Genomic DNA, 25,602 nt, shown 5'->3' on the forward strand with positions numbered 1-25,602 from the left:
ATTATTAATATGGTGTCATGGAATTTAAATATGTCAGACTATCGACAGTCTCGGAACTGATCCATTCATCAGTCGCAACACGATAATAATGCATTGGCGATACTGCTCCTGGAGAATAAACCGCAATCGAACGATCAGTTTGCCAACTTGATCCAGAAGCAACATTGCGTCCGGAGATTTTATTGAAGTTATGGTCATACAGTGGTGCAGGCGTTGACGTTGAGACTTTGGCGATTCCCTTGTAAGTATCATAAAGATAACCATCTGAAGCAGGCATGTACTCATCAGTCGAAACTTGGAAATAAGTAGAATCGTCATTTCTGAATAATTCCGAACCCACACGCCAACTAGTTCCATTGCCTAATCCCCGATTAGATAATTTTCCAGCTTTGCTGTACAACTTGGCAGTCGGAACAGTAACTTGAACTGCTTTGTTTTCAGTCGGAGTGATCGTCTTAATGGGACTGACTTGTGTTGAGACGACCGTCGTCGATTGGTCATCATTGTTATCAGAAGCAGCTAAAACGTTGTTAGAAAGAATTGTGCCACTTCCAACTGTGAACAATAAACCTAAGATCATACTCTTTGTAAATTTATTCATTATACTTCCCCCCACTGCCTATTTTTCCACTATTCATAAAAATGTCCAATCAGACGATAAATTGATCGATAAACAAAAAAAGTGTGAGAATTTAATTTCTCACACTTTTTGTTATTTACCCAAAGCGTCTTTTGTCCGCTTGGTATCACGTTTTAAGATTGGTCCTAAATACTGACCTGTGTAGCTCTTTTTAACATTAGCAATGTGTTCCGGAGTTCCGGTAGCGACGATCTTGCCGCCGCCTTCGCCACCTTCAGGACCAAGATCAATATCCCAGTCAGCTGACTTGATGACATCCAAATTGTGTTCAATTACTAAAACCGTATTACCTTCATCGACCAAACGTTGTAAAACATCCAACAAGCGCTTGATATCGTCAGTATGAAGACCTGTCGTTGGTTCATCAAGAATATAGAAGTTGTTACCACTAGACTTCTTATACAATTCTGAAGCTAGCTTCATTCTTTGAGCTTCACCACCAGATAATTGAGTGGCAGATTGGCCTAATGAAACGTATCCTAATCCAACATCAACGATTGTCTGTAACTTACGTTTGATACGTGGAATATTGCTGAAGAAATCTAATGCTTCAGCGACTTTCATATCTAAAACTTGCGAAATATTCTTCCCCTTGTAAGTTACTTCCAAAGTTTCAGAATTGTAACGAGTACCATGACAAACTTCGCAAGGTACGTAAACGTCTGGTAAAAAGTTCATTTCGATCTTAATAATTCCGTCTCCACGACAATTTTCACAACGTCCGCCCTTAATATTGAATGAGAATCTGCCCTTCTTGTAACCACGAAGTTTAGCTTCATTCGTTTGAGCGAATAAGTCACGAATATCATCAAAAACACCGGTATAAGTTGCTGGGTTACTTCTTGGCGTACGTCCAATTGGACTCTGATCAATGGCGATCATCTTGTCTAATTTTTCGTAACCTTTGATGGTCTTATACTTGCCTGGTTTTTGAGAATTATGATTCATCTTCTGTGCCAAAGCACGTTTAAGGATCATATTAACTAACGTTGACTTACCGGAACCTGAGACTCCTGTGACGGCAATAAATTTGCCTAGTGGGAATTTCACATCCAAATTCTTCAAGTTATTCTCAGCTGCACCAGTCACTTCGATAAAGCTGCCGTTTCCATCACGACGTTCTAGTGGTACTGGTACAAACTTTTTGCCGGAAAGATATTGTCCTGTCAGGGACTTAGGATTCTTTTCGACTTCTTCTGGTGTCCCGGCAGCCACAATCTGACCACCGTTTTCTCCCGCTCCAGGTCCGACATCGATCAGGTAGTCGGCTGCACGCATCGTGTCCTCATCGTGCTCGACAACAATCAAAGTGTTGCCTAGATCACGCATCTTCTTGAGTGAGCTGATCAACCGATCGTTATCACGTTGATGCAATCCAATTGATGGTTCATCCAAAATGTACATGACACCTGATAAATTCGAACCGATCTGCGTTGCTAAACGAATCCGTTGTGCTTCACCACCGGAAAGAGTTCCGGCTGAACGTGACAGCGTTAAATAATCCAAACCAACGTTGATCAAGAAGGCCAAACGATCACGGACTTCCTTCAAGATTGGTTTAGCAATCACAGTATTTTGTTCTCCCAGTTTAACCGATTTGAAAAATGGGAGTGAGTCTTTGATTGAAAGATCTGAAGCTTCAGCGATATCCTTGCCTTCAATTTTGACAGCTAATGCTTGACGATTTAAACGCTTGCCATGACAAACTGGACAAGTCAATTCAGTCATGTACTTACGCATAACTTCACGTGTAAAATCGCTGTTCGTTTCGTGATAACGACGGTTGATGTTAGGAATAACCCCTTCAAATGGCACATCGACATCACGAACGCTTCCAAAATCATTCTCATAGTGGAAATGGAATGTTTTGCCATTTGAACCATGCAAAATGATATCTTGGTCTTTCTTAGATAACTTCTCAAATGGCGTATCCATATCGATCTTAAACTCTTTGGCAGCTTGAGCTAACATCTCAGGATAGTATTGAGAACTAATTGGGTTCCAAGGTTGAATGGCACCCTCTTTTAAAGTCTTACTTGGGTCAGGAATGACCAAGTCTTGATCGACCTCTAGTTTCATCCCTAAACCATCACAGGCCTCACAAGCTCCAAATGGCGCGTTAAATGAGAATAGTCTAGGTTCCAATTCACCCACCGTAAATCCACAAAGTGGACATGAGTTCTTCTCAGAAAAGACCATCATTTCGCCGCCGATAACGTCAGCGTTCATGTAACCATCAGATAGACGCAAGGCTGCTTCGACTGAATCAGTCAAACGTGACTTAATATGGTCATTGATCACGATACGGTCAACGATTACATCAATATCATGCTTCTTGTTCTTCTCTAGTTCGATATCTTCACTGATGTCGTGGATCTCGCCATCAATACGAACACGAACGTAGCCTTGCTTTTGAATTTGGGCCAAGGCCTTTTTGTGTTGGCCTTTTTTGGCGCGAATAACTGGAGACAAAACTTGAAGTTTTGTCCCTTCATCTAATTTCAAAATTGAATCAACCATTTGTTGGGCTGATTGGCTCGTAATGACTGTACCGTCATTTGGACAAATCGGTGTTCCAACACGTGCCCAAAGCAGACGTAAATAATCATTGATCTCGGTAACTGTACCGACAGTTGAACGTGGGTTCTTTGAAGTAGTCTTTTGGTCGATCGAAATTGCTGGACTTAAGCCATCTATTGAATCGACATCTGGTTTATCCATTTGTCCCAAAAATTGTCTGGCATATGAAGACAAGCTTTCGACATATCGTCTTTGTCCTTCTGCGTATAAAGTGTCAAAAGCTAGCGAACTTTTCCCAGAGCCAGATAGACCAGTCATGACAACCAGTTTATCACGTGGAATAGTCACGTTAATATTTTTTAAGTTATGAGCACGAGCTCCATGAATTACTATTTTATCATTCAGCATACTTAATTCATTTCCGCCTTTAATTCAAGAATTGTATCACGCAAGTTGGCAGCACCCTCGAAATCTAATTTCTTGGCTGCTGATTCCATTTGTTCAGTTAAATTACTGATCAATTCGTTCTTTTGTTTCTTGGTCATATTATCAAAGTCGAGATTATCCTCAGTGATAGCCTCTTTTTCTGACTCAGAGTTATCGACCTTATGGAACATGGAAATTGCGTCACGAATCGGCTTAACAATAGTCTTAGGAGTAATTCCATGCTCTTCGTTAAATTTCATTTGGATCTCACGTCTGTGCTTAGTCTTGTCGATAGCATTGCGCATTGATTCAGTAATTGAATCTGCATACATGATAACTTTACCATGTTCATTTCTAGATGCACGACCAATGATCTGAACTAGCGAACGTTCGGCACGTAAAAATCCTTCCTTGTCAGCATCCAAAATTGCAATCAAGGATACTTCGGGAACATCAATACCTTCACGTAGCAAGTTGATACCAATCAAAACATCAAATTTACCTAGACGCAGATCACGAATGATTTGCGACCGTTCGATCGTCTTGATATCACTGTGCAAGTATCGGACTTTGATCCCCAGATCTTTGAAGTAATCCGTCAGATCCTCGGCCATCTTCTTAGTCAAAGTCGTGACAAAGACTCTTTCGTGCTTCTCGACTCGGTCGTTTATCTCCGCGACCAAATCATCGATTTGTCCCATGATCGGCCGGACTTCAATTACCGGATCTAGCAGACCAGTTGGACGAATAATTTGTGGGACCACATGACTAGTTCTATCTAGTTCATAAGGTCCAGGCGTAGCTGAAACATACAGAATACGTTTAACGTGTTGTTCAAACTCATCAAGTTTTAACGGACGGTTGTCCAAAGCACTTGGCAATCTGAAACCGTAGTTTACTAGCATCTGCTTTCTGGCACGGTCACCATTGTACATACCACGAATTTGAGGCATCGTAACGTGTGACTCATCGATCATAATATTAAAATCATCAGGGAAGAAATCTAGTAACGTGAAAGGTGGTTCACCTTCGGCACGTCCTTCCATGTGACGAGAATAATTTTCGATACCAGATGTATAACCCATTTCACGCATCATTTCGATATCGTATTCAGTTCTTTGCTTAATCCGTTGAGCTTCTAATAATTTACCTTCGCCCTCGAACTTCTTAACTTGAACGTCGAGTTCATTTTGAATTCTAGTTAAAGCTTGTTCCATACTGGCATCACTGATCATAAAGTGAGTCGCAGGGAAAATACCGATATGATCCATTGAACCAATGATCTCACCAGTTAAAGCATTCATTTCAATAATACGGTCTATTTCGTCGCCAAAAAATTCGACACGAATAGCATTATCATCTCTTGATGCAGGGAAAATGTCGACGACATCCCCACGGACACGAAAGCGTCCACGTTGAAAATCGATATCATTACGCTCAAATTGATTCTCGACTAATTCTTCGAGTAATTTATTACGCGAGATCTGTTGACCAGTTCTCAAGGAAATAATACTGTCAGCATATTCTCTTGGATCACCTAAACCAAAGATACAAGAAACTGAAGCCACGACAATAACGTCATTTCGCTCAAGCAATGAACTTGTCGCTGAATGACGTAATTTATCGATCTCATCATTGATACTTGAATCCTTTTCGATGTAAGTATCGCTTGATGGAACATATGCTTCTGGTTGGTAGTAATCATAATAACTTACGAAGTATTCCACAGCATTGTGTGGGAAAAATTCTTTCATCTCACCGTAAAGTTGACCCGCAAGAGTCTTGTTGTGGGAAATGATGAGCGTTGGTTTGTTTAAATTCTTAATAACATTAGCCATCGTAAACGTCTTACCAGTACCAGTGGCACCTTCTAGGACCATTTCTTTATCGCCGTCTTCAAAACCCTTAGTGAGTTTGTCGATAGCCTGTTGTTGATCCCCGGCAGGAGCGTACTTTGAAACTAAGTCAAACTTATTGTCATCCACTCTATCTATCACTTTGAAACCTCCCAAAGCCAAAAAATACATCTAACTCAAACTGAATTAGATGTAATTTGCGTTAGAAATTTATATCGAATATATATTAACATATCGAACATACTTTCGCTATTTTTTTGGACTATTTGAAAGTTTTGGCAACATGGCAAAAATTATTAATCCAACTAAGAATAGGACACTCAACGATGCCGCACCAATAGTTGATTTACCAGTTAATTGCGTCACGATACCAACTAAGAATGGTCCCATGACAGCCGAGAATTTGCCCAGGATATTGTAGAATCCGAAAAATTCGCTACCAGAATCTTTCGGAATGATCTTACCAAAGAAGGATCTACTCAAAGCTTGTAAACCACCTTGAACAGTACCAACTAAAATGGCCAAGATCCAGAAGTCTGCCGTAGTATGCAAGTTCAATGCATAAAGACAAATTACTAGATAAACAAATATTCCTAATAGAATACCTTCACGAGTTGAAAATCTATCCGCGATCCAACCGAATAAAATTGAAAATGGGAAGGCAACTAGCTGTACGACTAACATGACGATCATCAAGACACTGGTTTTAACACCGATATCCATCCCGATAGCAGTCGCCATAGTAAAGATCGTATCGACACCATCAATATAGAAGAAATAAGCTACTAAAAACCAAGCTACTTGCTTATATTGTTTGATGTGTCTGATCGTTTGAAAAACTCGTTTGAAACTTCCAGCAAGTGGTGCTGAAGTTGGAGCAACTGAATACTTTTGATGGACATTTTTTTGCAGAGGTAAGTAAAAAATTATCCACCAGACTGCTGCAATAATAAAACTCCAACGTGAAACTGCGGCGCTGTCCATGGCTCCAAAGCCATTAGTTAAATACAATACCAGGAACAAACTGAATGCGACCACTCCACCTAGATATCCATAAGCATATCCATGCGTTGAAATTTTGTTCATTTGACTATTATCGGCCACATCAGTCAAAAAGCTATCGTAGAACAAATTACTAGCCGAGTATCCGATTGCCGATATGACATAAATTGCCAGTATCCAGCGCCACTGAGTGGCTGGAAGCAAGGCTAAGCCAACCGTTGAAACGATACCTAGCCAACAAAAAATATTTAATAAACGTTTTTTAAAGTTTGGATAATCTGCTAACGCTCCTAAAAATGGAGCCAAGATTGAAACTAATAAAGTTCCAAAACTGTTAGCATATCCCCAAAATGCCGTTGAACTGGCTGCAGAAACATGGTCAGCCTGTGCGATCGATTTAAAATACACAGGTAAAACTGCGGTCGTAACGATGATACCGTAACCTGAATTGGCCCAGTCATACAGGATCCAACTCCATTGCTTTTTGTTGATCTTCAAATTGACACCCCTTAATTTTTAAAGACATCCTCAATGGTTTGACCTGCTATTTCATTAGTAAATTTCAAACCTAGTAATTTAGCGAATGTTGGTGCTTCATCTACTAAATTAGCCTTCTCAACTGTTGATCCTTTTTTAATTGCCGGACCATTAAATACTAACGTGGTTTGATAATCTGGCTTATCAGGATCATATCCATGAACTCCGTGATAACGGTCGGTTTCGCCCAATGAATTTGGATCAACTCGTTCAACAACAGTTGGACGGTCGCTTTCATCAGTAAAATAATAACCAGCTTTGGCTTCGATCATTAAACTGCACAAAGGATCGGCACCGCGCTTAACAGCTTCGGCTTGGCTATAAACTTTTTCAACGCCTTCAACGTTTTCGACTAACTTTTTCAACTCAGCTAGTTGTTCAAAATTTTGTGTGTAAATATATGTCGAACCGTCACAAGTTTTCGCCATTGCTTGCCAATTTTTATCAAAAGTCTGGTCATCTTTGGCTTTTAACCAGCCTTTTTTGGAGAACAAGGTATTCAAATGGATCATTTTAGTAACATTGATCTGATAATGATCGCCTAGGATCACGAAATTTGTATCATCGAAGGTTCCGGCATTCTTGGTGGCTTGGATCAGTTGGCCAACATGTTTATCAAGGCGATGCAAAGCTTTCATCGCTTCATCTGAACGGACACCGTAACGATGGCGCATGCTATCCATGTCAACTAAGTGGATCAAAGTCAAATTAGGTTTCTTATTCTCGATTGTATCGACTGCACAAGCTGTAATAAAGTCATCAAGTTGTGGTTGCTTGATGCCATTGCGAAGCTTGCCGTATTTATGATTCATTTCGAGCAAAAATACTGGCGAACTGGCTTTAAGCGAAACTAAAACTTGATTAGTCCAGATGCGATTAGGAAAAATCTCAGCTAAATTGTAGTTGATCTTACTTCCGGCAGTTACTGGCCACAAAAAAGCTGCGGTCTTCAAACCTGCATGACGTGCTAAATCATAAACAGTCGGCGACTTAACATCTTTTTGATACCAATACCAATCCGGTGAACGTCTTTCTGGTTGAATCTTGGTATTGTTGACGATCCCGTGCTTATTAGGATACTGCCCAGTGATGATCGATGTATGCGATGGATAAGTCAGCGTTGGATAAATCCCAGTCACAGACTTGACCCAAGTCCCCCCATTAACTAATTCATTTAAATTTGGAAGTTCCGCTTGATGTTCTCTAATATCGCGAAAACCTAATGAGTCCAATGACATGACGAGCAAATGTTGATTTGATGCCAAAATAAAATCCCCTTTTTTACCAAACTTCGATACAAAATATTATATCGCAATGATATCCCCCATGTACTATTCTTAAAAAAACAAAAAAAATAGATGTGAATTTTACTCACATCTATAATATTTAAAAATTATTCCCAAGTATTAACTTCTTTAGCGAATCCTTCCAATTTCTTGGCAGCATTGTCATCAGTATCGCTAGTAATGCCAATGTAGAACTTCATCTTAGGTTCGGTACCTGAAGGACGAACTGCGACCCATGTGCCATCTTCCAAGATAAACTTCAAAGCGTCAGCCTTTGGAAGTCCTGTGTCAGTTACTTTTCCGTCTTTGGTGTCAGTCTTGCTCAAATAATCAAGTGATTCAACAACTTTAACGCCGTTGATTTCGCTGATACCTTCTTCACGGAATTCTTTCATCATGGCAGCCATACGTTCTTTTCCAGAAACACCATCGAAAGTCTTTGAAATCGTCTTTTCACGATAATAACCGAATTCTTGATAAAGATCCTCAAGCGCATCGTAAATTGTTTTACCTTTAGATTCGTAATACGCAGCAGCTTCAGCTAATAAGATAGTTGATTGCATAGCATCCTTATCACGAACGAATGGTTTAACTAAGTATCCGTAGCTTTCTTCAAATCCGAATAGAAATTCATGGCTATTGGTATCTTGGAAGTTTTGGATCTTTTCAGCGATGTATTTGAATCCAGTCAAAACATCATACATTTTAACGTTGTACTTGTTAGCAATTGCGGTTGCTAATTCAGTTGAAACAATTGACTTAACCACTGCACCATTTTCTGGTAGCGTGTTAGTTTCCTTCTTAGCTTGCAACAAATAATTTAGGAGAACTGAAGCAATTTGGTTACCTGTCATTAACTTGTATGAACCATCAGGTTGTCTAACAGCAGCACCTAAGCGGTCGGCATCGGGATCAGTAGCAATCAATATGTTGGCTTCAATTTTCTTACCTAAAGCAATTGCCAAGTCAAAGGTTTGGGCAAATTCTGGATTAGGGAATGGAGTTGTGGCAAACTCAGGATCCAAAATTGCCTGTTCTTTGACCATATTGAAGTTTTCAAAACCGAGATCTTGAAAAATTCGTGGAGCAATCATTTTACCCGTTCCATGAAGCGGCGAGTATACGAACTTCATCTTTCGACCAACATCTTTGATCAAGTCGTGGTTAACAACAACCGTATCAAGTTGTTTCAAGTACAATTGATCAACGTCTTCACCGATCAGCGACATTAATTTTTCTTCACGAAGTTGATAAACTGTCTTAACTTTGATGGCAAATAAGTCATCAGCTTTACGAACGTATTCAGTGATCTTGTCTGATTCGACTGGAGGCATTTGGCCACCGTCTGGTCCATAGATCTTAAAACCATTGTATTGTTTAGGATTATGACTAGCTGTGATCATGATACCTGCGTATGTGTGCAAAGTTCTAACTGCAAATGAGAGTTCGGGAGTTGGTCTTAAACTGTCAAACACGTAACTCTTGATTCCATGTGCGCCTAAAACCTTAGCTGACTCAATTGCAAAATCTTGAGAATGGTAACGTGAATCAAAACTAATGGCTACTCCACGTCCCTTAGTTTCATCATCCAAAGTATCCATGAACAAAGCTAAACCTTCGGCAGCTTGTCTAACCGTGTAAATGTTCATACGATTGATACCAGGTCCTAAGACTCCACGCATACCGGCTGTACCAAATTCCATTGGTGCATAAAATGCTTCTTCAGCTTGTTCATCATTATCTTTTAGTTCATTTAATTGTGATTTAAGTTCTGGCTCTAATTCTGAATAATCGAGCCATTTTTTCATATTTTCTTGCCAAGACATTCCTAACAGTCCTCCTAATATGTAAGTCCTTACATTTTATTATAGCAATAATTATCAATTTTAATAGGTTTTTACGTAAATTATTAGTAAAATTGTATATCTTTTTACTATTATTTTAGTAAAACAGCACAATTACTGTTGAATTTAAGCTTAGTTTACCTACCCAAACTTAAATTTGGATAAAAAAATAAGCTCCCAATTCCTGGAAGCTTATGTATTAACTCGATTATTTTGTTGTAACTTTGTCAGATAAAGTTTGAATGTAGTTGAATGCTTGTTGTCCGGCAATTCCACCTTCACCAACGGCAGTAGCAACCTGACGCAAGTCTTTCTTACGAACGTCACCGATAGCAAAGATGCCATCGACATTAGTTCTCATATGAGTATCAGTATCGATCCAGCCATCAGCATCCAAGATGCCAAGACTCTTGAATGGTTCTGTCATTGGTTGGATACCAACGTAGATAAATGCACCCTTGGCAGGAACAACATGTTCTTCGCCAGTCTTCTTATCAACGTAACGAACGCCAGCTACTTTGTCGTCTTTACCGACGATCTCTTTAACGTCAGCATTCCAGACGAACTTGATCTTATCATTCTTGAAGGCACGGTCTTGTAAGACCTTTTGAGCACGCAATTGGTCACGACGATGAATGATCGTAACTGAATTAGCCATTTGAGTTAGGTAAACTCCTTCTTCAACGGCTGAATCGCCACCACCGATAACAGCAACGTCTTGACCCTTAAAGAAGGCGCCATCGCAGACAGCACAGTAAGAAACTCCGCGTCCTGATAATTCTTCTTCGCCAGGAACACCGATTTTCTTATATTGTGAGCCAGTAGCGATGATCACAACTTTAGCCTCGTAGTCTCCATCATCAGTGTGAACGATCTTAGTTTCGCCCTTATCCTCAACGGACTCAACGGTACCATATCCAAATTCTGCACCGAATCTAGTTGATGAATGATACATCTTTTCACTTAAATCTGGTCCTAAAATAGAATCAAATCCAGGATAGTTTTCAATTTCAGCCGTATTGTTCATTTGGCCACCGTAAATACCACGGTCCAAAATCATAACGGATAAGTTTGCACGTGATGCATAGAGTGCAGCTGTAAGACCACCAGGGCCTGCTCCAATAACTACTACGTCAAATTCTTTCATTGCGTCTACCTCCTAATACTTTTAACAGCTTACCATTATTATTTATTTTTGCCATTATTTTGTCTTGTCAAATCCGTATACCATGGTAGGTCCATTTTTTTGCGTCGATAGATCCATGCACCGATAGCAAAAATCAATAGTATCAACGACAACATCTGTGAAACTCTCACTCCGGGAAGAATGTACAAGCTATCTGTTCGCATCCCCTCAACGAAAAATCTCACGATTGGATACCATACTAGGTAACTTAAGAATACTTCGCCAACTTTGTAAAAATGCTTACGATGTCTCAAAACAAGGATCAAGATCAAACCAATCAAATTGAAAAATGATTCGTATAAAAATGTTGGCTGACGATATGCTCCATTGATGAACATTTGCTCGATCACAAAGTGAGGCAAGTGCAACGATTGCAAAAAGTCGAGCGACGTCTTTGCACCAAAAGCTTCTTGGTTCATGAAGTTACCCCAACGACCAACAATCTGTCCTAATAAAACTGACGGTGCAGCAATATCTAACATTAGCCAAACAGAAATTTTTCTGCGTAAACATAAGACTAGTAAGACAATAAATCCACCGATCAAACCACCATAAATGGCGATTCCACCGTGCCAGATCTTAATTATTTCACCAGGATTAGCGATATAAAACGGCAGTTCAAAGATAACATAATAGATCCGAGCACAAATCAATCCGACGGGAACGCCAATCAAGACGAGATCCAAAATGTTATCAGAATTTATCCCACGACGAGTGGCTTCACGCATGGCCATGATCACACCAACTAAAGCACCAAGTGCAATGATGATCCCATACCAGTGGATCTCAAGTCCGCCAAGATTAAATGCAATCGGATTTAAAGCTAATAACGTCATTACTTATTGTCCTCATTCTCAGCATTTTTTTGACCATTTTCTTGGATCAAAGAACCAAGATTTTCTTCAAACTTCTTAGTAGCATCGTATCCCATCTTCTTAGCTCTGAAGTTCATGGCAGCAACTTCAATGATAATTGAAATATTACGACCAACTTTGACTGGAATAGTCATTTGTGGAACACCGACGTCAAAGAAAGTCCGTGTTTCTTCCATTGAGCCTAAACGGTCGTAACTCTTATCTGCTTGCCAGTCTTCCAGATTGATAATCAATTGAACATCGCTGGCAGTTCTAACGGCTCCAGCACCAAACAAGTTCATCACATCGATGATTCCAATACCACGAATCTCTAGTAAGTGATTCAAAATTTTAGGTGCTTCACCAACGATTGTTTTTTCATCTTGTTGATAAACATCTACTCGATCATCAGCAATCAATCGGTGACCTCTTTTAACTAATTCAAGGGCAGTTTCACTTTTACCAATACCAGAATGACCTGTTAGTAAAATACCAATTCCGTAGACATCAACTAAAACGCCGTGAACTGACTCTCTAGGTGCTAACTTCTCATCCAGAAATTCAGTGATCAAACTTGATAATCTAGTAGTTGGAAGTTCTGATCCAATTACTGGAACCCCATTTTCATCAGCAGCCTTTAACAATTCTTTACTAGGAGAAATGTTTCTTGAGATCAACAATACCGGAGTATCATCGCGACAAATCTCGCACATGACTTTGTACCGATTATTTACAGTCATTGAATGCGAATATGCCGATTCCGTTTGACCAAATAATTGGATACGTTCACTAGGATAATAGTCAAAATATCCTGTCAATTCGATCCCGGGACGAGAAATATCACTCGTTGTGATACGCTTTTTATCCAATAATTCTTGTCCACCGTAGACTTTTAAATTATTTTCTTTAACTAATTCAGAAACAGTAACGTAGTTTGCCATACTTTAACCTCTTCATAGCCTTTTTATTAATTCTATCATCAATTGTGAAATAAAAAAAACGCGTTTTAGACGCGTTTTTGAAAATTATCCATTGTAAAACTATTAATAATTGAATTGCAAATGGCCAAAATAACTGCCACGACCAAAGCGGAACCGAATCCGTTGAAATAAAAGCGTTGGGCTCCCATGATTGCGGAAGTCAACTCTAAGGTAATTGCACTGATCACAAATGAGAATAATCCAAACGAAATAATTGTGATCGGCAATGAAATGACGTGTAGCAACGGCTTCACAGTCCAATTCAATAGCACCAATACGAAACTAGCGATGATAGCTGTTAATACCGTATCAATTCGGAACATATTCGGTAAAACTCGTGCGATTGCCATAAATAACAAAGTATAAATCGCAGTCTTGATCAGTAATTTCATCTATTTCCTACCCTTTTTGTGGGAATCACGTTGATCGATCCGACGTTGAACTCGACGCAAAACATCAGTCATGTTTCCCTTAAAATTAGTTTGTTGGATATTACGATTTTCTGGCATTAACAATACGCATGCGATATATAAAATAATCGATGTAAAGTAACTGAATGGCGTGATCAACACGAATGCCAGTCTAATCCAAGTAGAATCAATTCCGAAATACTCACCTAGACCACCACAGACACCTGCCAACAATCTATCGGTACTTGATCTAGTTAACCGTTTTTTCATGATATCCACCTCAACTTGTTACAAAATATATAACAATGCGGCGGAAAATACAAGATTACTCGTTTTCGTCGTCCGCCACATGCTTCTGACTTAGTTCTACCACATGTCCGGTGTTAAGGTAAACAACCCATTCACAAATGTTAGTTGCATAATCGCTGACACGTTCCAAGTAACTTTCCACAAGCATGTATGATGAACCGCTCAAAACATTGTCAACAGACTTTTGCATAGCAGCGATACTTGCATCGTTGATCTGTTTTCCCTCACGATGAATGTCGCCATCTTGTTCAGCTACTTCGCGCGCCATCTTGCTATCTTCTTTTAGATAAGCTTCTAGAGAATCTTCAACAATCCCCGTTGAAAGGTCTCCCATGTCAGCAATATCTTTTTCGATCTCAGGAATTCTGATCTCGCCTTTAACACGAATCGTCTCTTGAGCAATACTTACTGCATGATCGCCCATTCTTTCCAAATCAGAACTAGCCTTCAAGACCGTAACGACCATCCGTAAATCTGACGTTACAGGTTGTTGCAAGGCAATCATTTCAAACGACTTCTTCTCAAGATCAACTTCACGTTTATTGATAAAACGGTCATTTTCAATAACTTCTTTGGCAAGAGCCTTGTCATGATTTACGTAAGCCTTAACGGATTTCATGATTGCTTCACTAGCCATCATCCCCATCTCCGAGAATCTTAGATGTAAATTGTTTAACTGCTCTTCGAATGTACTTCTCATATTGTTTCCCCCTATCCGAATTTACCGGAAATATAATCTTCTGTTTGTTTTTCTGCTGGATTTAAGAAAATCTTCTTAGTATCGTTTACTTCAATTAAATCGCCATTTAGGAAAAAGGCGGTCTTATCGGAAATTCTTGAAGCTTGTTGCATATTGTGGGTAACAATAACAATCGTATATTGATCCTTTAAAGTCAAGAGCATGTTTTCAATTGAAGCCGATGAAATCGGATCCAAAGCTGATGTTGGTTCATCCAATAAAATCACATCAGGTTTAACTGCTAACACACGTGCAATACATACACGTTGTTGCTGTCCGCCTGATAATGACAATGCACTATCATGTAATTTATCTTTAACGTTTTCCCATACTGCAGCGTTTCTTAAACTAGTTTCAACCGCTTCATCCAAAGTTGCCTTGTCTTTGACGCCAGCAAGTCTCAAGCCATAAACCACATTGTCATAAATTGAAAATGGGAATGGATTAGGTTGTTGGAACACCATTCCAACACGTTTTCTTAATTCAACCGTGTCGACGTTTGGCGCATAAATGTTTTCACCATCCAAAGTAAAGTTACCAGTAATTGTAACATCTGGTATCAAATCATTCATGCGGTTCAAACAACGTAAATAGGTCGACTTCCCACATCCGGAAGGCCCAATTAAAGCAGTAATTTCGTGTTCATTGAAATCTAGATTAATACCCTTGAGGGCTTCTTTTTTTCCATAAAATAAATGGACGTCTGATGAAGTTAATAATTTTTTGGCTTCAACCATTTTTGTCTTCCTTTATCCAAAATGTCCGGATACATACTCTTCTGTTGTCTTGATCTTTGGACGAGTAAATATCTTTCGAGTTTCATTAAATTCCACAACTTGACCCAAGTGGAAAAATGCTGTGTAATCACTGATTCGTCCAGCTTGTTGCATGTTGTGAGTAACGATGATGATCGTATAGCGATCTTTCAAACTTAGCATTGTTTCTTCAACGTTTGAGGTTGAAATTGGATCCAGGGCACTGGCTGGTTCGTCCATCAACAAAATATCAGGTTTCATTGCAATTGCTCGGGCAATGCAAAGTCTTTGCTGTTGACCACCAGAAAGTGCCAAAGCACTCTTGTGCAAGTCATCTTTGACTTGATCCCACAATGAAGATTGCTTTAAAGTCGTTTCAACGATCTCATCAAGTTTTTTCTTGTCATGTAAGCCATGACGTTTTAATGCAAAAGTAATATTGTCATAAATTGATTTAGAAAACGGATTTGGACGCTGAAATACCATTCCAATATGTTTTCTAGTCTCATAGATATCGACATCATTTTTATTGATGTCTAATCCTCGATACAAAATTTGACCTTCAACTCGAGCTCCAGGGATATTATCATTCATCCGGTTGAGTGATCTCAAATATGTCGACTTACCAGAACCTGAAGCACCGATCAACGAAGTGATCTTGTATCTTTCAAACTGTAAAGACGCAGGCTGCATAGCTTGCTTATCGCCATAAAACACTTCCAAATTCTTAGTTTCCATGGCAATTTCATGTTCATTTTCATCAAGATGATAGATGTATTGTTCGTCTGTATTTTGTTCTTGCATATTATTCTCCAGTCATCTTCTTATATACTAAGTTTCCAATATATCTAGACAACAAGTTAAAGATCAACACAGCGATGATCAAAACTGCTGAAGCTCCGGCTGATACTTGCACCGCATCTGGGATCAATCCTTCTGAATTGACTTTCCAAATATGAACGGCCAAAGTCTCGGCTGGTCTAAATAAGTTCAATGGACTCGTAATACTGAAGATATTGAAATTGGTGAAATCTAATGGCGGAGCACTTTGTCCAGCTGTATAGATCAAAGCAGCAGCCTCACCAAAGACTCTTCCGGCACCAATGATCATCCCAGTAATAATTCCTGGTAAACCATCAGGAATAATGACATGGATCACTGTTTCCCATTTTGAAAGGCCAAGCGCTAATCCAGCTTCACGTTGAGACTGTGGCACTGAACGCAATGAATCTTCAACATTTCTTGTCAAAATTGGCAAGTTGAAAACAGTTAGTGTCAGAGCACCAGATAAAATTGAGAATCCAAACTTGAAACTAATTACAAAAATCAAGAAACCAAACAATCCAACCACGATCGATGGCAATGAACTTAATACTTCAATGGAGATCCGGATAATTTCAACTAGCTTATTTTTACCAGCATATTCTGATAAGAAAATTCCGGCTGAAATTGAAATTGGAATCGAGATCAACATTGATAAAATCAGTAGGAAAAATGAATTGAACAGCTGAACTCCAATACCGCTACCAGCTTGGAAAGCTTTCGAAGCTGACGTCAAAAAATGCCAGTTAACGTAACGCAGCCCACTACCCAAAATGTATAGCAATAATCCGGCCAAGATCAAAACGATAATTCCTGACATCACATAAATAACGGCAGTCGCAATTTTGTCTTTTGTTTTTTCACTAAACATTAGAATTCACCTCGCTTAGCGATAGATCTGATAATGAAGTTGAAGATCAATGACATTAATAGCAGCAATAGTGCCAATGACCATAACGCATTATTCGAGGTCGAACCTAAAATTGTGTTTCCCATGTTCATCGTTAAAACACTAGTTAATGTTGATGAAGGAGAAACTAAGTTTTGTGGCAACAGCATCGCATTACCAATAACCATTTGAACAGCCAATGCCTCACCAAAGGCACGAGACATACCAAAAACGACCGCAGTCAAAATTCCTGGTGTAGCTGATCGTAAGATAACTTTGGAAATTGTTTGCCAACGTGTTGCTCCAAGAGCTAGTGATGCTTCACGATAATATCTTGGCACTGCTCTTAATGCATCGACTGACATTGACGTGATCGTTGGCAGGATCATAACGAATAAAACAAATGATCCGGCCAAAATACCAAAGCCTGATCCACCAGCTACGCTTCTAACAAACGGTACCACGATTGTTAAACCGATAAAACCATAAACAACTGAAGGAATACCAACTAGCAATTCAATAACTGGCTGTAAAATCTTGCGTCCCCATTTTGGCGAGATCTCAGTCATAAAAATTGCCGCAGCAATCGCAAACGGAGTTCCGATCAAGGCTGCGATCACGGTAACCGCGAACGAGCCGACGATCATCGGTGCTGCACCGACGATTGGATGACCGGCACTATCTAATTTATTTGGTGACCAAACTGAATGAGTTAGAAAATCGATGGGATTAACGCCATCTTTAAAAAAGATGATCAATCCTCTCGAAGCTACAAATCCAATGATAGTAACAACTAAAATCACAATAATAGCAGTAAAACTAAATGATATAATCTTCCCCTTAGTTTCTCTTTTAGCTGAGACAGATTTCTTGAGTAAACTCTCTTTAATCGGATCTTTCAATTACTTTCCCTCCTGAGAAACAGGCGTCACGTTACCCTTAGTATCCTTTTGGAATTTCATTTCCTTAATAGGTACATAACGCAATTTCTTAACTACATTATTTTGAATATGGGTAGTCATAATGTAATCCAAAAACTCTTTTGTCATCCCTGTTGGTTCGCCATTAGTATACAAATGTTCGTATGACCAAATTTTCCATTTATTGTTCTGAATATTTTCGATAGTTGGTTTTACGTTATCGATCTTCATCGTTTTCACGGTGTTATTCAAATAAGGCATAGCAAGATAACTGATCGAACCCTTAGTGTTATCAACGATCTGGCGAACCATTCCACTAGAATCTTGTTCTTGAGCTCTCACGAATTGTGCATTCCCCATCACATCCGCTTGAAATGCTGCACGCGTTCCACTTCCGTCTGCACGGTTGATGATCGTAATCGGCAAATCTTCACCGCCAACTTGTTTCCAGTTAGTGATCTCTCCGGAAAAAATTTGACGTAGTTGCTTGAGCGTCAAAGTATCGACCGAAACGTTCTTATTGACCACTGGGACCATGCCGACAGCACAAATTCGATGATCGATCAATTTTGACGAATCGATTCCACTCTTTTGTTCGGCAAATAGATCTGAATCCCCAATGTCAACAGCACCTTGTTGAATTTGACTAAGGCCTGTTCCGGTTCCACCACCTTGAACATTGACGAATTGGTTAGGATTATTCTGGGTGAACTCTTCACCAGCTAATTCAACCAACGGTTGTGCAGCAGAAGAACCAACAGCTGTGATAGTTTGTTGTCCCTGGCTACCTTTGCATCCCGTTAAGACAAAGACAGCTGAGAAAAGCAGGACAAATAAAGCGACAATTCTTTTTTTCAATATTCTCACCTCTACCACAGTATATTAATCTAATGATGTATATTTTTTGTATAAAAAAGTGCTTACAAAAAAAGATTGAGTAAAATACTCAATCTTTATTAATTATCTATTCTATAAAGGTATTTCAAAAGTGAATTTGGTTCCTAATCCTAGATTAGATTCGACTTGTAAATTGCCATCTAAACTATCAAGGGTTTCCTTAACGATTGCCAATCCTAATCCAGTACCACCCGTTTCAAGGCTTCGTGAACGATCAACACGGTAAAATCTCTCAAAGATCCGTTCTTGATCTTTTTGCGAGATACCGATACCGGAATCGCCAACGATCACTCTCAGACGATTTTCGACCTCATCGTGATGAACTTCAATGTCGATGCTGCCATTTTCGGTATTGTACGAAATAGCATTTTTGATCAAATTGTTCAAAATGAGATTGACCTTCGACTTGTTGATCGAAACCTCTTTGTTGCCAAAGAACTGTTTGTTGACCTTCAAGTGGTGCTTGTCGATCGACACTGCCAAACTCTTCAACAATCCGTCGATATCTTTTTCCATATCAACTAGTTGAGTCTCATCGTCATCCTTTTTGATCTTGGACAACGATAAGATATCTTGGATCAAATCAGTCAGACGAACGCTTTCGTCATGAATGATATTCAAGAAATGCTCACGTTTTTGAGGATCGTCTTGAGCTCCATCAAGCAAGGTCTCTGAGAATCCCTCGATCGAAGTGATTGGAGTTTTCAATTCGTGACTGACATTGTTGACGAAGTCGACTTGCATTTGTTCCATGCGACGACTAGCTGTCAAATCATATAAAATAACTAAAATTTGCTTGTCGTAATCTTCTTGCGAATGAACTAAGTGAATGACGTTAGCATCGACATAGCGTTGCGAATTACCAACAAGTTGAATCTCGCGACGATAGTTTTTATTTTTACGCAATGCGTGTTCGATCATTCGACTTAAGCCATAAGTTTTAACATCCTCGATAAATGGATGAATATCGTCTGAAATATTTTGGTCCAACAATTGTGCCATCGACTGGTTGTGCATTAGGACTTCGCCTTGAGAATTCAAGAGCATAACGCCAATTGGCAAATGTCCAATCAAACTCTTAAAGCGACGTTCACGTAACTTGGCATTGTCACGCAACTCACTGATATCTTGGTTGATCTTGTTAGTTTGCTCAACCAAATTATACAGATCGTCATCCGGCGAAAGAATCAACGACGTAATGTCCTTATTTTTACGAACTCGACGCAAGTTAGCTGTCACGCGGTCAATATCATTCTGGATATTTTGACGTTTGCGATAATATAGCAAGATTGTCGAATCCGTAATGATAAAGTACATGATCGTCAACAGTGCAAATGAGACCCAGTTTTGATACCACAGACGAGAATATTTTTTGGCAACGACGTAGTTACCGTTATTAAAACGATAAAACATCGTCCGATATCCAAATGAGACGTCAGTGGCATATTGTTCGCTCATTGAAAGGTTGCCACGGTGAATCTGGTCTGACGCTTGTTTAGAGATCTTGGAATCATCATTGATGTTCACATATTTTAAACTAGTGACATCAGCAGCGTCTTCCTTAGTATGGTTCTTTCGCAACTCAGTAAATGACTCCACTTCTTCAGAAAAAGAATTTTGTTGCGAATTACTGAGGATGTTATCTGCAAACAGCGATAAAGCGATAAAAAGGAGAATCGAGATCGAGATTGCTATTACTGGTCCAAATCTTTTTTTCATCATTACACCTCTAAAATATAACCAAAACCGTGAACAGTTTTGATGATTTGTGGGTCTTTAGTTTCCTTTTCGATTTTATCACGTAAATGGCTGATTTGAATGTCAACCATACGAATTTGTGAATTTGAATTAATTCCCCAAACATTGTCAAAAATCTGATCGCGTGAGACCACGATTCCCCTGTTTTGAATCAAAAATTCCAACAATTCGTATTCTTTTCGTGTTAATGAAATATCTCGACCATCCATCTTCAAACTTTTGAGTGCCTTATTAAGTTTAAACTCATGTTTGGTTGAATCATCTTTGTTAGTTCGTCTTAACACCACTTCGATCCGTGCCAGCAGTTCCTTGACGCTAAACGGTTTCGTGACATAATCATCGGCACCGCTGACGAGGCCATCGATTTTATTTTCTTCAGTATCTACGGCTGTTAAAAAGATGACCGGTGTCATATCGCCACGCGAACGCAGCTTTTTTAAAACATTTAATCCGTCGACTCTTGGCAACATTTGGTCAAGTAAAATCAAATCAAATTTACCATCGGCTAATTTATCTAAAGCCATCTGACCATCGGTTGCAGTGTCAACTTGATAGTTATTGCTTTCTAGATTATATTCGATCAATTCCAAAATTGATGGTTCATCATCAACGCATAAAATTTTGTTTGTCATAATTACTTTGGACTATCCCCTTGAAGTTTCCATTGCAAATAGGCATAAATAAATGGATCTAAATCACCGTCCATCACGGCTTGACCGTTACCGGTCTCATAATTTGAGCGATGGTCTTTGACCATTGTATATGGATGGAATACGTATGAACGGATCTGCGAACCCCAGCCGATATCCATTTGCTCGCCTTTGATTTCAGCATTACGTTTAGCTTGCTCTTCTTGTTCTTTTTGAAAAAGTTTTGCTTTCAACATACTCATCGCAGTTTGACGATTCTGCAATTGCGAACGCTGTGCTTGAGAACTGACTACTATGCCAGTGGGTAAATGGGTAATTCTGACTGCAGAAGACGTTTTATTGATGTGTTGTCCACCAGCACCTGATGAACGGAAAACATCGACACGCAGGTCGTCATCATTAACCTCGATGTCAATTGAATCATCTAACTCTGGCATGACATCTACTGAGGCAAATGAAGTATGCCGTCTACCGGCAGAATCAAATGGAGAAATCCGAACGAGACGATGAACGCCACGTTCTGATCTCAATAATCCGTATGCATTAGTTCCTTTGATCATGATCGAAACACTCTTGATACCTGCTTCATCGCCGGGTTGATAGTCTTCGACTTCGACGCTGAATCCATGTTGATCAGCCCAACGTTCATACATCCGTAACAGCATGGCACCCCAATCTTGAGATTCGGTACCACCAGCTCCTGGATGAATTTCTAAAATTGCGTTGTGCGAATCATATTGTTCAGACAAAAGCATCGTCAATTCATAAGAACGCATTTCTTTATCAACAGTTTCTAAGTTAGCTTCCATGTCGTTTAAAAGATCATCGTCAGGATCATCTTCATACAATTCAGCCGAGACTTCTAAATCTTCAGAGGAACTTTCGATTTTTTTGAAATCGAGGTATTTGGCTTTTAATGAATTAGTTTCGTCGATCAATTTTTGAGCTTTGGCGTGATCATCCCAAAAACCATCCTCGGTCATCTTTGCTTGATTTTCAGCAATACTTTCCTCGAGGTTATTGAGGTCAAAGAGACCTCCGGAACTGATTTATTTTTTCTTCAATCTCTTGGATTCGACTTTTAATTTCTCCAAATTCCATATTTTCACCCTTTAAACAAAAAAAGCAGGCCTTAGGCCTGTTTTTTTGTTATCTTTCCATGTTTTGTCTAATTTCGGCCTTCATGAACAATCTAGTTACATCATATTCAATATCTGAAATCATTTCTTCAAACATACGATATCCTTCTTCTTGGTACTCAACTAAAGGATTAAGCTGTCCATAACCACGTAAACCAATTGATTGACGTAGTTGATCCATGGCATCGATATGGTTTGTCCAGTGTTCGTCAACAACACGTAGGATTACAACCTTTTCAAATTCAAGCATTTGTGCTGGATCGCCAAGATCTTCAGCTTTCTTATCATAGTTATCGTGAACCATGTCCATCAAGAACTTCTTGATTCCATCGGCATCACGCATTTGAATGTCAACAACACTGAAGTTTTCATCAGAAGTAAGAGCTGCTTTAGCAAAATCAACGATTGCAGGCAAGTTCCATTCTTCTTTTTTACCTTGAGTATGAACGTCTACTTGAGCGTCAATTGTACGTTCGATCATTGGCATCAGAACCTTATCAAGGTCTTCATCCTCAGAAATAACATCCATTCTCTCTTTATAAATAACTTCACGTTGTTCACGCATAACATCATCATATTGAAGGGTATTCTTACGAGTATCGTAGTTGTTACCTTCAACACGTTTTTGAGCTGATTCAACTTGACGTGTCATCATTCTACTTTGAATAACAGCATCGTCGTCTTCGATTCTAAGTGTTTGAAGCACACGCTTGATACGTTCTGAACCAAAACGTTTCATCAAGTCATCTTCAAGTGACATGTAGAATTGTGTACAACCAGGATCACCTTGACGTCCTGAACGTCCACGAAGCTGGTTATCAATACGACGAGACTCATGTCTTTCAGTACCAATAACAGCTAAACCGCCAAGTTCAACAACACCAGGTCCAAGTTTAATATCAGTACCACGACCAGCCATGTTAGTAGCGATAGTAACAGCACCACGTTGACCAGCGTTCATAATGATCTCAGCTTCCTTGGCATGGTTCTTAGCATTAAGAACGGCATGAGGAATGCCTTTTTGATCAAGTAATTTTGAAAGATATTCTGATGATTCAACCGCAACAGTACCAACTAGAATTGGTTGACCCTTAGCATGTCGTTTCTCGATATCTTTAACTACAGCGTTGAACTTACTCTTGATAGTTGGGTAAAGGACATCGTCGTAATCCTTACGGATAACTGGTTTGTTAGTAGGAATTGAAATAACTTCCATGTTATAGATTTCTCTAAATTCTTCAGCTTCTGTCTTAGCTGTACCAGTCATACCGGCAAGTTTGTCATACATACGGAAGAAGTTTTGGTAAGTAATGTTGGCCATTGTCTTAGTTTCATCTTGGATCTCAACACCTTCTTTAGCTTCAATAGCTTGGTGCAATCCATCTGAATAACGACGACCTTCCATTACACGACCAGTAAATTGATCAACGATCTTAACTTGATTGTCTTGAACCACGTAGTCGATATCTAAACTCATGATTTCATTGGCACGCAAAGCTTGATCCAAATGGTGGTTCAAAACTGTGTTGTCAATATCATACAAGTTATCAAGACCAAAGTAATCTTCAGCCTTACGGATACCAGTTTCAGTTAAACTGATTGACTTTGTAGGCCAATCGATCTTGTAATCATCTTCATCAAGCGTCTTAACGAATCTATCAGTACGAACATACATTGCTGTAGATTTTTCAGCAGCACCTGAAATGATCAAAGGAGTTCTAGCCTCATCAATTAAAATTGAATCGACCTCATCAACGATGGCATAGTTCAAAGGACGTTGTACCATTTGTTCCTTATAAACAACCATGTTGTCACGTAGGTAATCAAAACCTAGTTCTGAGTTTGTTGAGTAAGTGATATCGCAATTGTATGCATCACGCTTTTCTTCAGCATCCAATTGGTTAACGTTAAGTCCAACAGTCAGACCTAACCATTTGTATAATTCACCCATCTCTTTAGCATCACGGCCTGATAAGTATTCGTTAACTGTAACAACGTGAACACCTTTACCAGCTAATGCGTTTAAGTAAACAGGTAGAGTGGCTGTCAAAGTCTTACCTTCACCAGTTTTCATTTCGGCAATGTTACCTTCATGAAGGGTGATACCACCAATTAATTGCACTCTAAAAGGATAGAGACCTAGAACTCGTTTGGCACCTTCACGGGCGGTTGCGAAGGCTTCTGGCAAAATATCATCCAATGTTTCGCCCTTTTTAAGTCTCTCTTTAAATTTAGGTGTCTTAGCTTGAAGTTCTTCGTTTGATAATTTGCTAAAATCGTCAGCATAAGCTTCGATCTTGTCAGCAATTTTACCCATACGTCTGACTTCTCTTTTATCGCTTTCGACCCATCTTCTTAATGGATTTGCCATATTTGTATATCTCTCCTAAACGTTATAAACATATCTACTATTCTATCATTATTTAATGTACTTTTAAACTTAATATTGTCCACAGTACAAAGTACACTTCCAGATTTTTAATTTTACACCTATTTTGTTAAATGTCTAAATTATCTGCCCAATCTTAACTTTTTGACTTGAAAAATTAATATAACCGCAAAAAAAGAGCTTGGGAAAAATCCCAAGCTCGATAAATATAATCTATTATTCGTTTGTTTCGATCAAACCATACTTGCCATCGTTACGTTTGTATACGATGCTTGCGCCGTTAGTTTCTGAATCTTCAAAGATGAAGAATTCATGGCCTAACATTTCCATTTGAAGAACTGCTTCTTCGGCATCCATAGGTTTCAATGAAAGACGTTTTGTTCTAACGATTTGTGATTCGTCTTCTTCAACGTCTTCTTCAGGAACATCATCTAAAGGAATATCCTTGATTCCTGGTTGGTCGCGGTCTTTACGGTTGACCTTAGTCTTGAATTTTCTGATTTGTCTTTCAAGCTTGTCAATTACTAGATCGATACCTGCGTACATATCGTCGTTCATTTCTTCAGCTCTTAAAGTGATATATGGAAGTGGTATTGTAACCTCTACCTTTGTACCCTTTGATGGGTAAATCTTCAAGTTTACATGTGCAATGGGATTGCTGTTTGGACTAAAGTACTTTTCCATCTTCGTAACTTTTTTTTCAACGTAATCACGAATTGCAGGTGTTACCTCAATGTTTTCGCCTCGTACATTAATTGTTAACATAAAAATCTCTCCTTCCGATGATCAGGAAT

22 protein-coding genes are annotated in these 25,602 nt (G+C 39.2%); all 22 read right to left on the bottom strand.

Annotation, left to right across the window (positions count from 1 at the left end):
- Positions 1 to 4 precede the first annotated feature (4 nt).
- Positions 5 to 601 carry a hypothetical protein gene (locus LKF16_RS04585; RefSeq protein WP_291469072.1) on the bottom strand — a complete coding sequence of 199 codons (597 nt, stop codon included), beginning with the start codon at positions 599 to 601 and terminating at the stop codon, positions 5 to 7.
- Between the two features lie 111 nt (positions 602 to 712).
- Positions 713 to 3,568 carry an excinuclease ABC subunit UvrA gene (gene uvrA, locus LKF16_RS04590; protein ID WP_291469074.1) on the bottom strand — a complete coding sequence of 952 codons (2,856 nt, stop codon included), beginning with the start codon at positions 3,566 to 3,568 and terminating at the stop codon, positions 713 to 715.
- A 2-nt stretch (positions 3,569 to 3,570) separates the two neighbouring features.
- Positions 3,571 to 5,583, bottom strand: coding sequence for an excinuclease ABC subunit UvrB (gene uvrB, locus LKF16_RS04595; protein WP_291469077.1), 2,013 nt, complete (start codon positions 5,581 to 5,583; stop codon positions 3,571 to 3,573).
- 108 nt (positions 5,584 to 5,691) lie between these two features.
- A complete protein-coding gene (locus LKF16_RS04600) occupies positions 5,692 to 6,942 on the bottom strand; it encodes an MFS transporter (protein WP_291469079.1) in 1,251 nt (416 codons plus the stop codon).
- Positions 6,943 to 6,953: 11 nt separating this feature from the next.
- Positions 6,954 to 8,246, bottom strand: a complete 1,293-nt coding sequence (locus LKF16_RS04605) for an alkaline phosphatase family protein (RefSeq protein ID WP_291469081.1) — start codon at positions 8,244 to 8,246, stop codon at positions 6,954 to 6,956.
- A 128-nt stretch (positions 8,247 to 8,374) separates the two neighbouring features.
- Positions 8,375 to 10,093 (bottom strand): phospho-sugar mutase, encoded by a 1,719-nt coding sequence (locus tag LKF16_RS04610; RefSeq protein ID WP_291469083.1) that lies wholly within the window; start codon positions 10,091 to 10,093, stop codon positions 8,375 to 8,377.
- A gap of 226 nt (positions 10,094 to 10,319) precedes the next feature.
- Positions 10,320 to 11,258, bottom strand: a complete 939-nt coding sequence (trxB, locus tag LKF16_RS04615; RefSeq protein WP_291469085.1) for a thioredoxin-disulfide reductase — start codon at positions 11,256 to 11,258, stop codon at positions 10,320 to 10,322.
- 38 nt (positions 11,259 to 11,296) lie between these two features.
- Positions 11,297 to 12,133, bottom strand: a complete 837-nt coding sequence (lgt, locus tag LKF16_RS04620; protein ID WP_291469087.1) for a prolipoprotein diacylglyceryl transferase — start codon at positions 12,131 to 12,133, stop codon at positions 11,297 to 11,299.
- Positions 12,133 to 13,092 carry an HPr(Ser) kinase/phosphatase gene (gene hprK / locus LKF16_RS04625; protein ID WP_291469089.1) on the bottom strand — a complete coding sequence of 320 codons (960 nt, stop codon included), beginning with the start codon at positions 13,090 to 13,092 and terminating at the stop codon, positions 12,133 to 12,135. The genes lgt and hprK overlap by 1 nt, the downstream gene beginning before the upstream one ends.
- A gap of 65 nt (positions 13,093 to 13,157) precedes the next feature.
- A complete protein-coding gene (locus tag LKF16_RS04630) occupies positions 13,158 to 13,523 on the bottom strand; it encodes a phage holin family protein (protein WP_291469090.1) in 366 nt (121 codons plus the stop codon).
- Complete coding sequence (locus tag LKF16_RS04635; RefSeq protein WP_291469092.1) at positions 13,524 to 13,811, bottom strand: PspC domain-containing protein; 288 nt, start codon at positions 13,809 to 13,811, stop codon at positions 13,524 to 13,526. It lies immediately after the preceding gene.
- Positions 13,812 to 13,866: 55 nt separating this feature from the next.
- Entirely contained in the window at positions 13,867 to 14,550 is a 684-nt protein-coding gene (phoU, locus tag LKF16_RS04640; protein WP_291469095.1) for a phosphate signaling complex protein PhoU, read from the bottom strand.
- Between the two features lie 11 nt (positions 14,551 to 14,561).
- Positions 14,562 to 15,326 (bottom strand): phosphate ABC transporter ATP-binding protein PstB, encoded by a 765-nt coding sequence (pstB, locus tag LKF16_RS04645; RefSeq protein WP_291469097.1) that lies wholly within the window; start codon positions 15,324 to 15,326, stop codon positions 14,562 to 14,564.
- Positions 15,327 to 15,338: 12 nt separating this feature from the next.
- Positions 15,339 to 16,148, bottom strand: a complete 810-nt coding sequence (gene pstB, locus LKF16_RS04650) for a phosphate ABC transporter ATP-binding protein PstB (RefSeq protein WP_291469099.1) — start codon at positions 16,146 to 16,148, stop codon at positions 15,339 to 15,341.
- Position 16,149: 1 nt separating this feature from the next.
- A complete protein-coding gene (gene pstA, locus LKF16_RS04655) occupies positions 16,150 to 17,037 on the bottom strand; it encodes a phosphate ABC transporter permease PstA (protein WP_291469100.1) in 888 nt (295 codons plus the stop codon).
- Positions 17,037 to 17,957, bottom strand: coding sequence for a phosphate ABC transporter permease subunit PstC (gene pstC / locus LKF16_RS04660; RefSeq protein ID WP_291469101.1), 921 nt, complete (start codon positions 17,955 to 17,957; stop codon positions 17,037 to 17,039). The genes pstA and pstC overlap by 1 nt, the downstream gene beginning before the upstream one ends.
- Entirely contained in the window at positions 17,958 to 18,833 is an 876-nt protein-coding gene (locus LKF16_RS04665; protein WP_291469102.1) for a phosphate ABC transporter substrate-binding protein PstS family protein, read from the bottom strand.
- 111 nt (positions 18,834 to 18,944) lie between these two features.
- The gene (locus LKF16_RS04670; protein WP_291472676.1) at positions 18,945 to 20,594 is read right to left on the bottom strand and encodes a sensor histidine kinase; all 1,650 of its coding nucleotides are present in this window, start codon (positions 20,592 to 20,594) and stop codon (positions 18,945 to 18,947) included.
- Positions 20,594 to 21,262, bottom strand: a complete 669-nt coding sequence (locus tag LKF16_RS04675; RefSeq protein WP_291469105.1) for a response regulator transcription factor — start codon at positions 21,260 to 21,262, stop codon at positions 20,594 to 20,596. Before LKF16_RS04675 ends, LKF16_RS04670 begins: the two co-directional genes overlap by 1 nt.
- Positions 21,263 to 21,264: 2 nt before the next feature.
- Positions 21,265 to 22,381, bottom strand: a protein-coding gene (prfB, locus tag LKF16_RS04680; protein ID WP_291469107.1) for a peptide chain release factor 2 whose coding sequence is annotated in 2 segments (ribosomal slippage) — positions 21,265 to 22,308 and positions 22,310 to 22,381 — 1,116 coding nt in all. Because the reading frame shifts where the segments join, the coding sequence is not laid out codon by codon here.
- A 48-nt stretch (positions 22,382 to 22,429) separates the two neighbouring features.
- A complete protein-coding gene (gene secA / locus LKF16_RS04685) occupies positions 22,430 to 24,790 on the bottom strand; it encodes a preprotein translocase subunit SecA (RefSeq protein WP_291469109.1) in 2,361 nt (786 codons plus the stop codon).
- 234 nt (positions 24,791 to 25,024) lie between these two features.
- The gene (gene hpf / locus LKF16_RS04690) at positions 25,025 to 25,573 is read right to left on the bottom strand and encodes a ribosome hibernation-promoting factor, HPF/YfiA family (protein WP_291469111.1); all 549 of its coding nucleotides are present in this window, start codon (positions 25,571 to 25,573) and stop codon (positions 25,025 to 25,027) included.
- Positions 25,574 to 25,602: the final 29 nt, after the last annotated feature.

Origin of the sequence: Companilactobacillus sp. (genome assembly GCF_022484265.1) — a bacterium.
In the GTDB taxonomy this organism is placed as follows: domain Bacteria; phylum Bacillota; class Bacilli; order Lactobacillales; family Lactobacillaceae; genus Companilactobacillus.

Excerpts from the sequence above, each read along its gene's own strand:
- LKF16_RS04585 (WP_291469072.1), bottom strand. The coding sequence starts at position 601 with ATGAATAAATTTACAAAGAGTATGATCTTAGGTTTATTGTTCACAGTT.
- uvrA (WP_291469074.1), bottom strand. The coding sequence starts at position 3,568 with ATGCTGAATGATAAAATAGTAATTCATGGAGCTCGTGCTCATAACTTA.
- LKF16_RS04610 (WP_291469083.1), bottom strand. The coding sequence starts at position 10,093 with ATGTCTTGGCAAGAAAATATGAAAAAATGGCTCGATTATTCAGAATTA.
- trxB (WP_291469085.1), bottom strand. The coding sequence starts at position 11,258 with ATGAAAGAATTTGACGTAGTAGTTATTGGAGCAGGCCCTGGTGGTCTT.
- lgt (WP_291469087.1), bottom strand. The coding sequence starts at position 12,133 with ATGACGTTATTAGCTTTAAATCCGATTGCATTTAATCTTGGCGGACTT.
- hprK (WP_291469089.1), bottom strand. The coding sequence starts at position 13,092 with ATGGCAAACTACGTTACTGTTTCTGAATTAGTTAAAGAAAATAATTTA.
- LKF16_RS04630 (WP_291469090.1), bottom strand. The coding sequence starts at position 13,523 with ATGAAATTACTGATCAAGACTGCGATTTATACTTTGTTATTTATGGCA.
- LKF16_RS04635 (WP_291469092.1), bottom strand. The coding sequence starts at position 13,811 with ATGAAAAAACGGTTAACTAGATCAAGTACCGATAGATTGTTGGCAGGT.
- phoU (WP_291469095.1), bottom strand. The coding sequence starts at position 14,550 with ATGAGAAGTACATTCGAAGAGCAGTTAAACAATTTACATCTAAGATTC.
- pstB (WP_291469097.1), bottom strand. The coding sequence starts at position 15,326 with ATGGTTGAAGCCAAAAAATTATTAACTTCATCAGACGTCCATTTATTT.
- pstB (WP_291469099.1), bottom strand. The coding sequence starts at position 16,148 with ATGCAAGAACAAAATACAGACGAACAATACATCTATCATCTTGATGAA.
- pstA (WP_291469100.1), bottom strand. The coding sequence starts at position 17,037 with ATGTTTAGTGAAAAAACAAAAGACAAAATTGCGACTGCCGTTATTTAT.
- LKF16_RS04670 (WP_291472676.1), bottom strand. The coding sequence starts at position 20,594 with ATGATGAAAAAAAGATTTGGACCAGTAATAGCAATCTCGATCTCGATT.
- LKF16_RS04675 (WP_291469105.1), bottom strand. The coding sequence starts at position 21,262 with ATGACAAACAAAATTTTATGCGTTGATGATGAACCATCAATTTTGGAA.
- secA (WP_291469109.1), bottom strand. The coding sequence starts at position 24,790 with ATGGCAAATCCATTAAGAAGATGGGTCGAAAGCGATAAAAGAGAAGTC.
- hpf (WP_291469111.1), bottom strand. The coding sequence starts at position 25,573 with ATGTTAACAATTAATGTACGAGGCGAAAACATTGAGGTAACACCTGCA.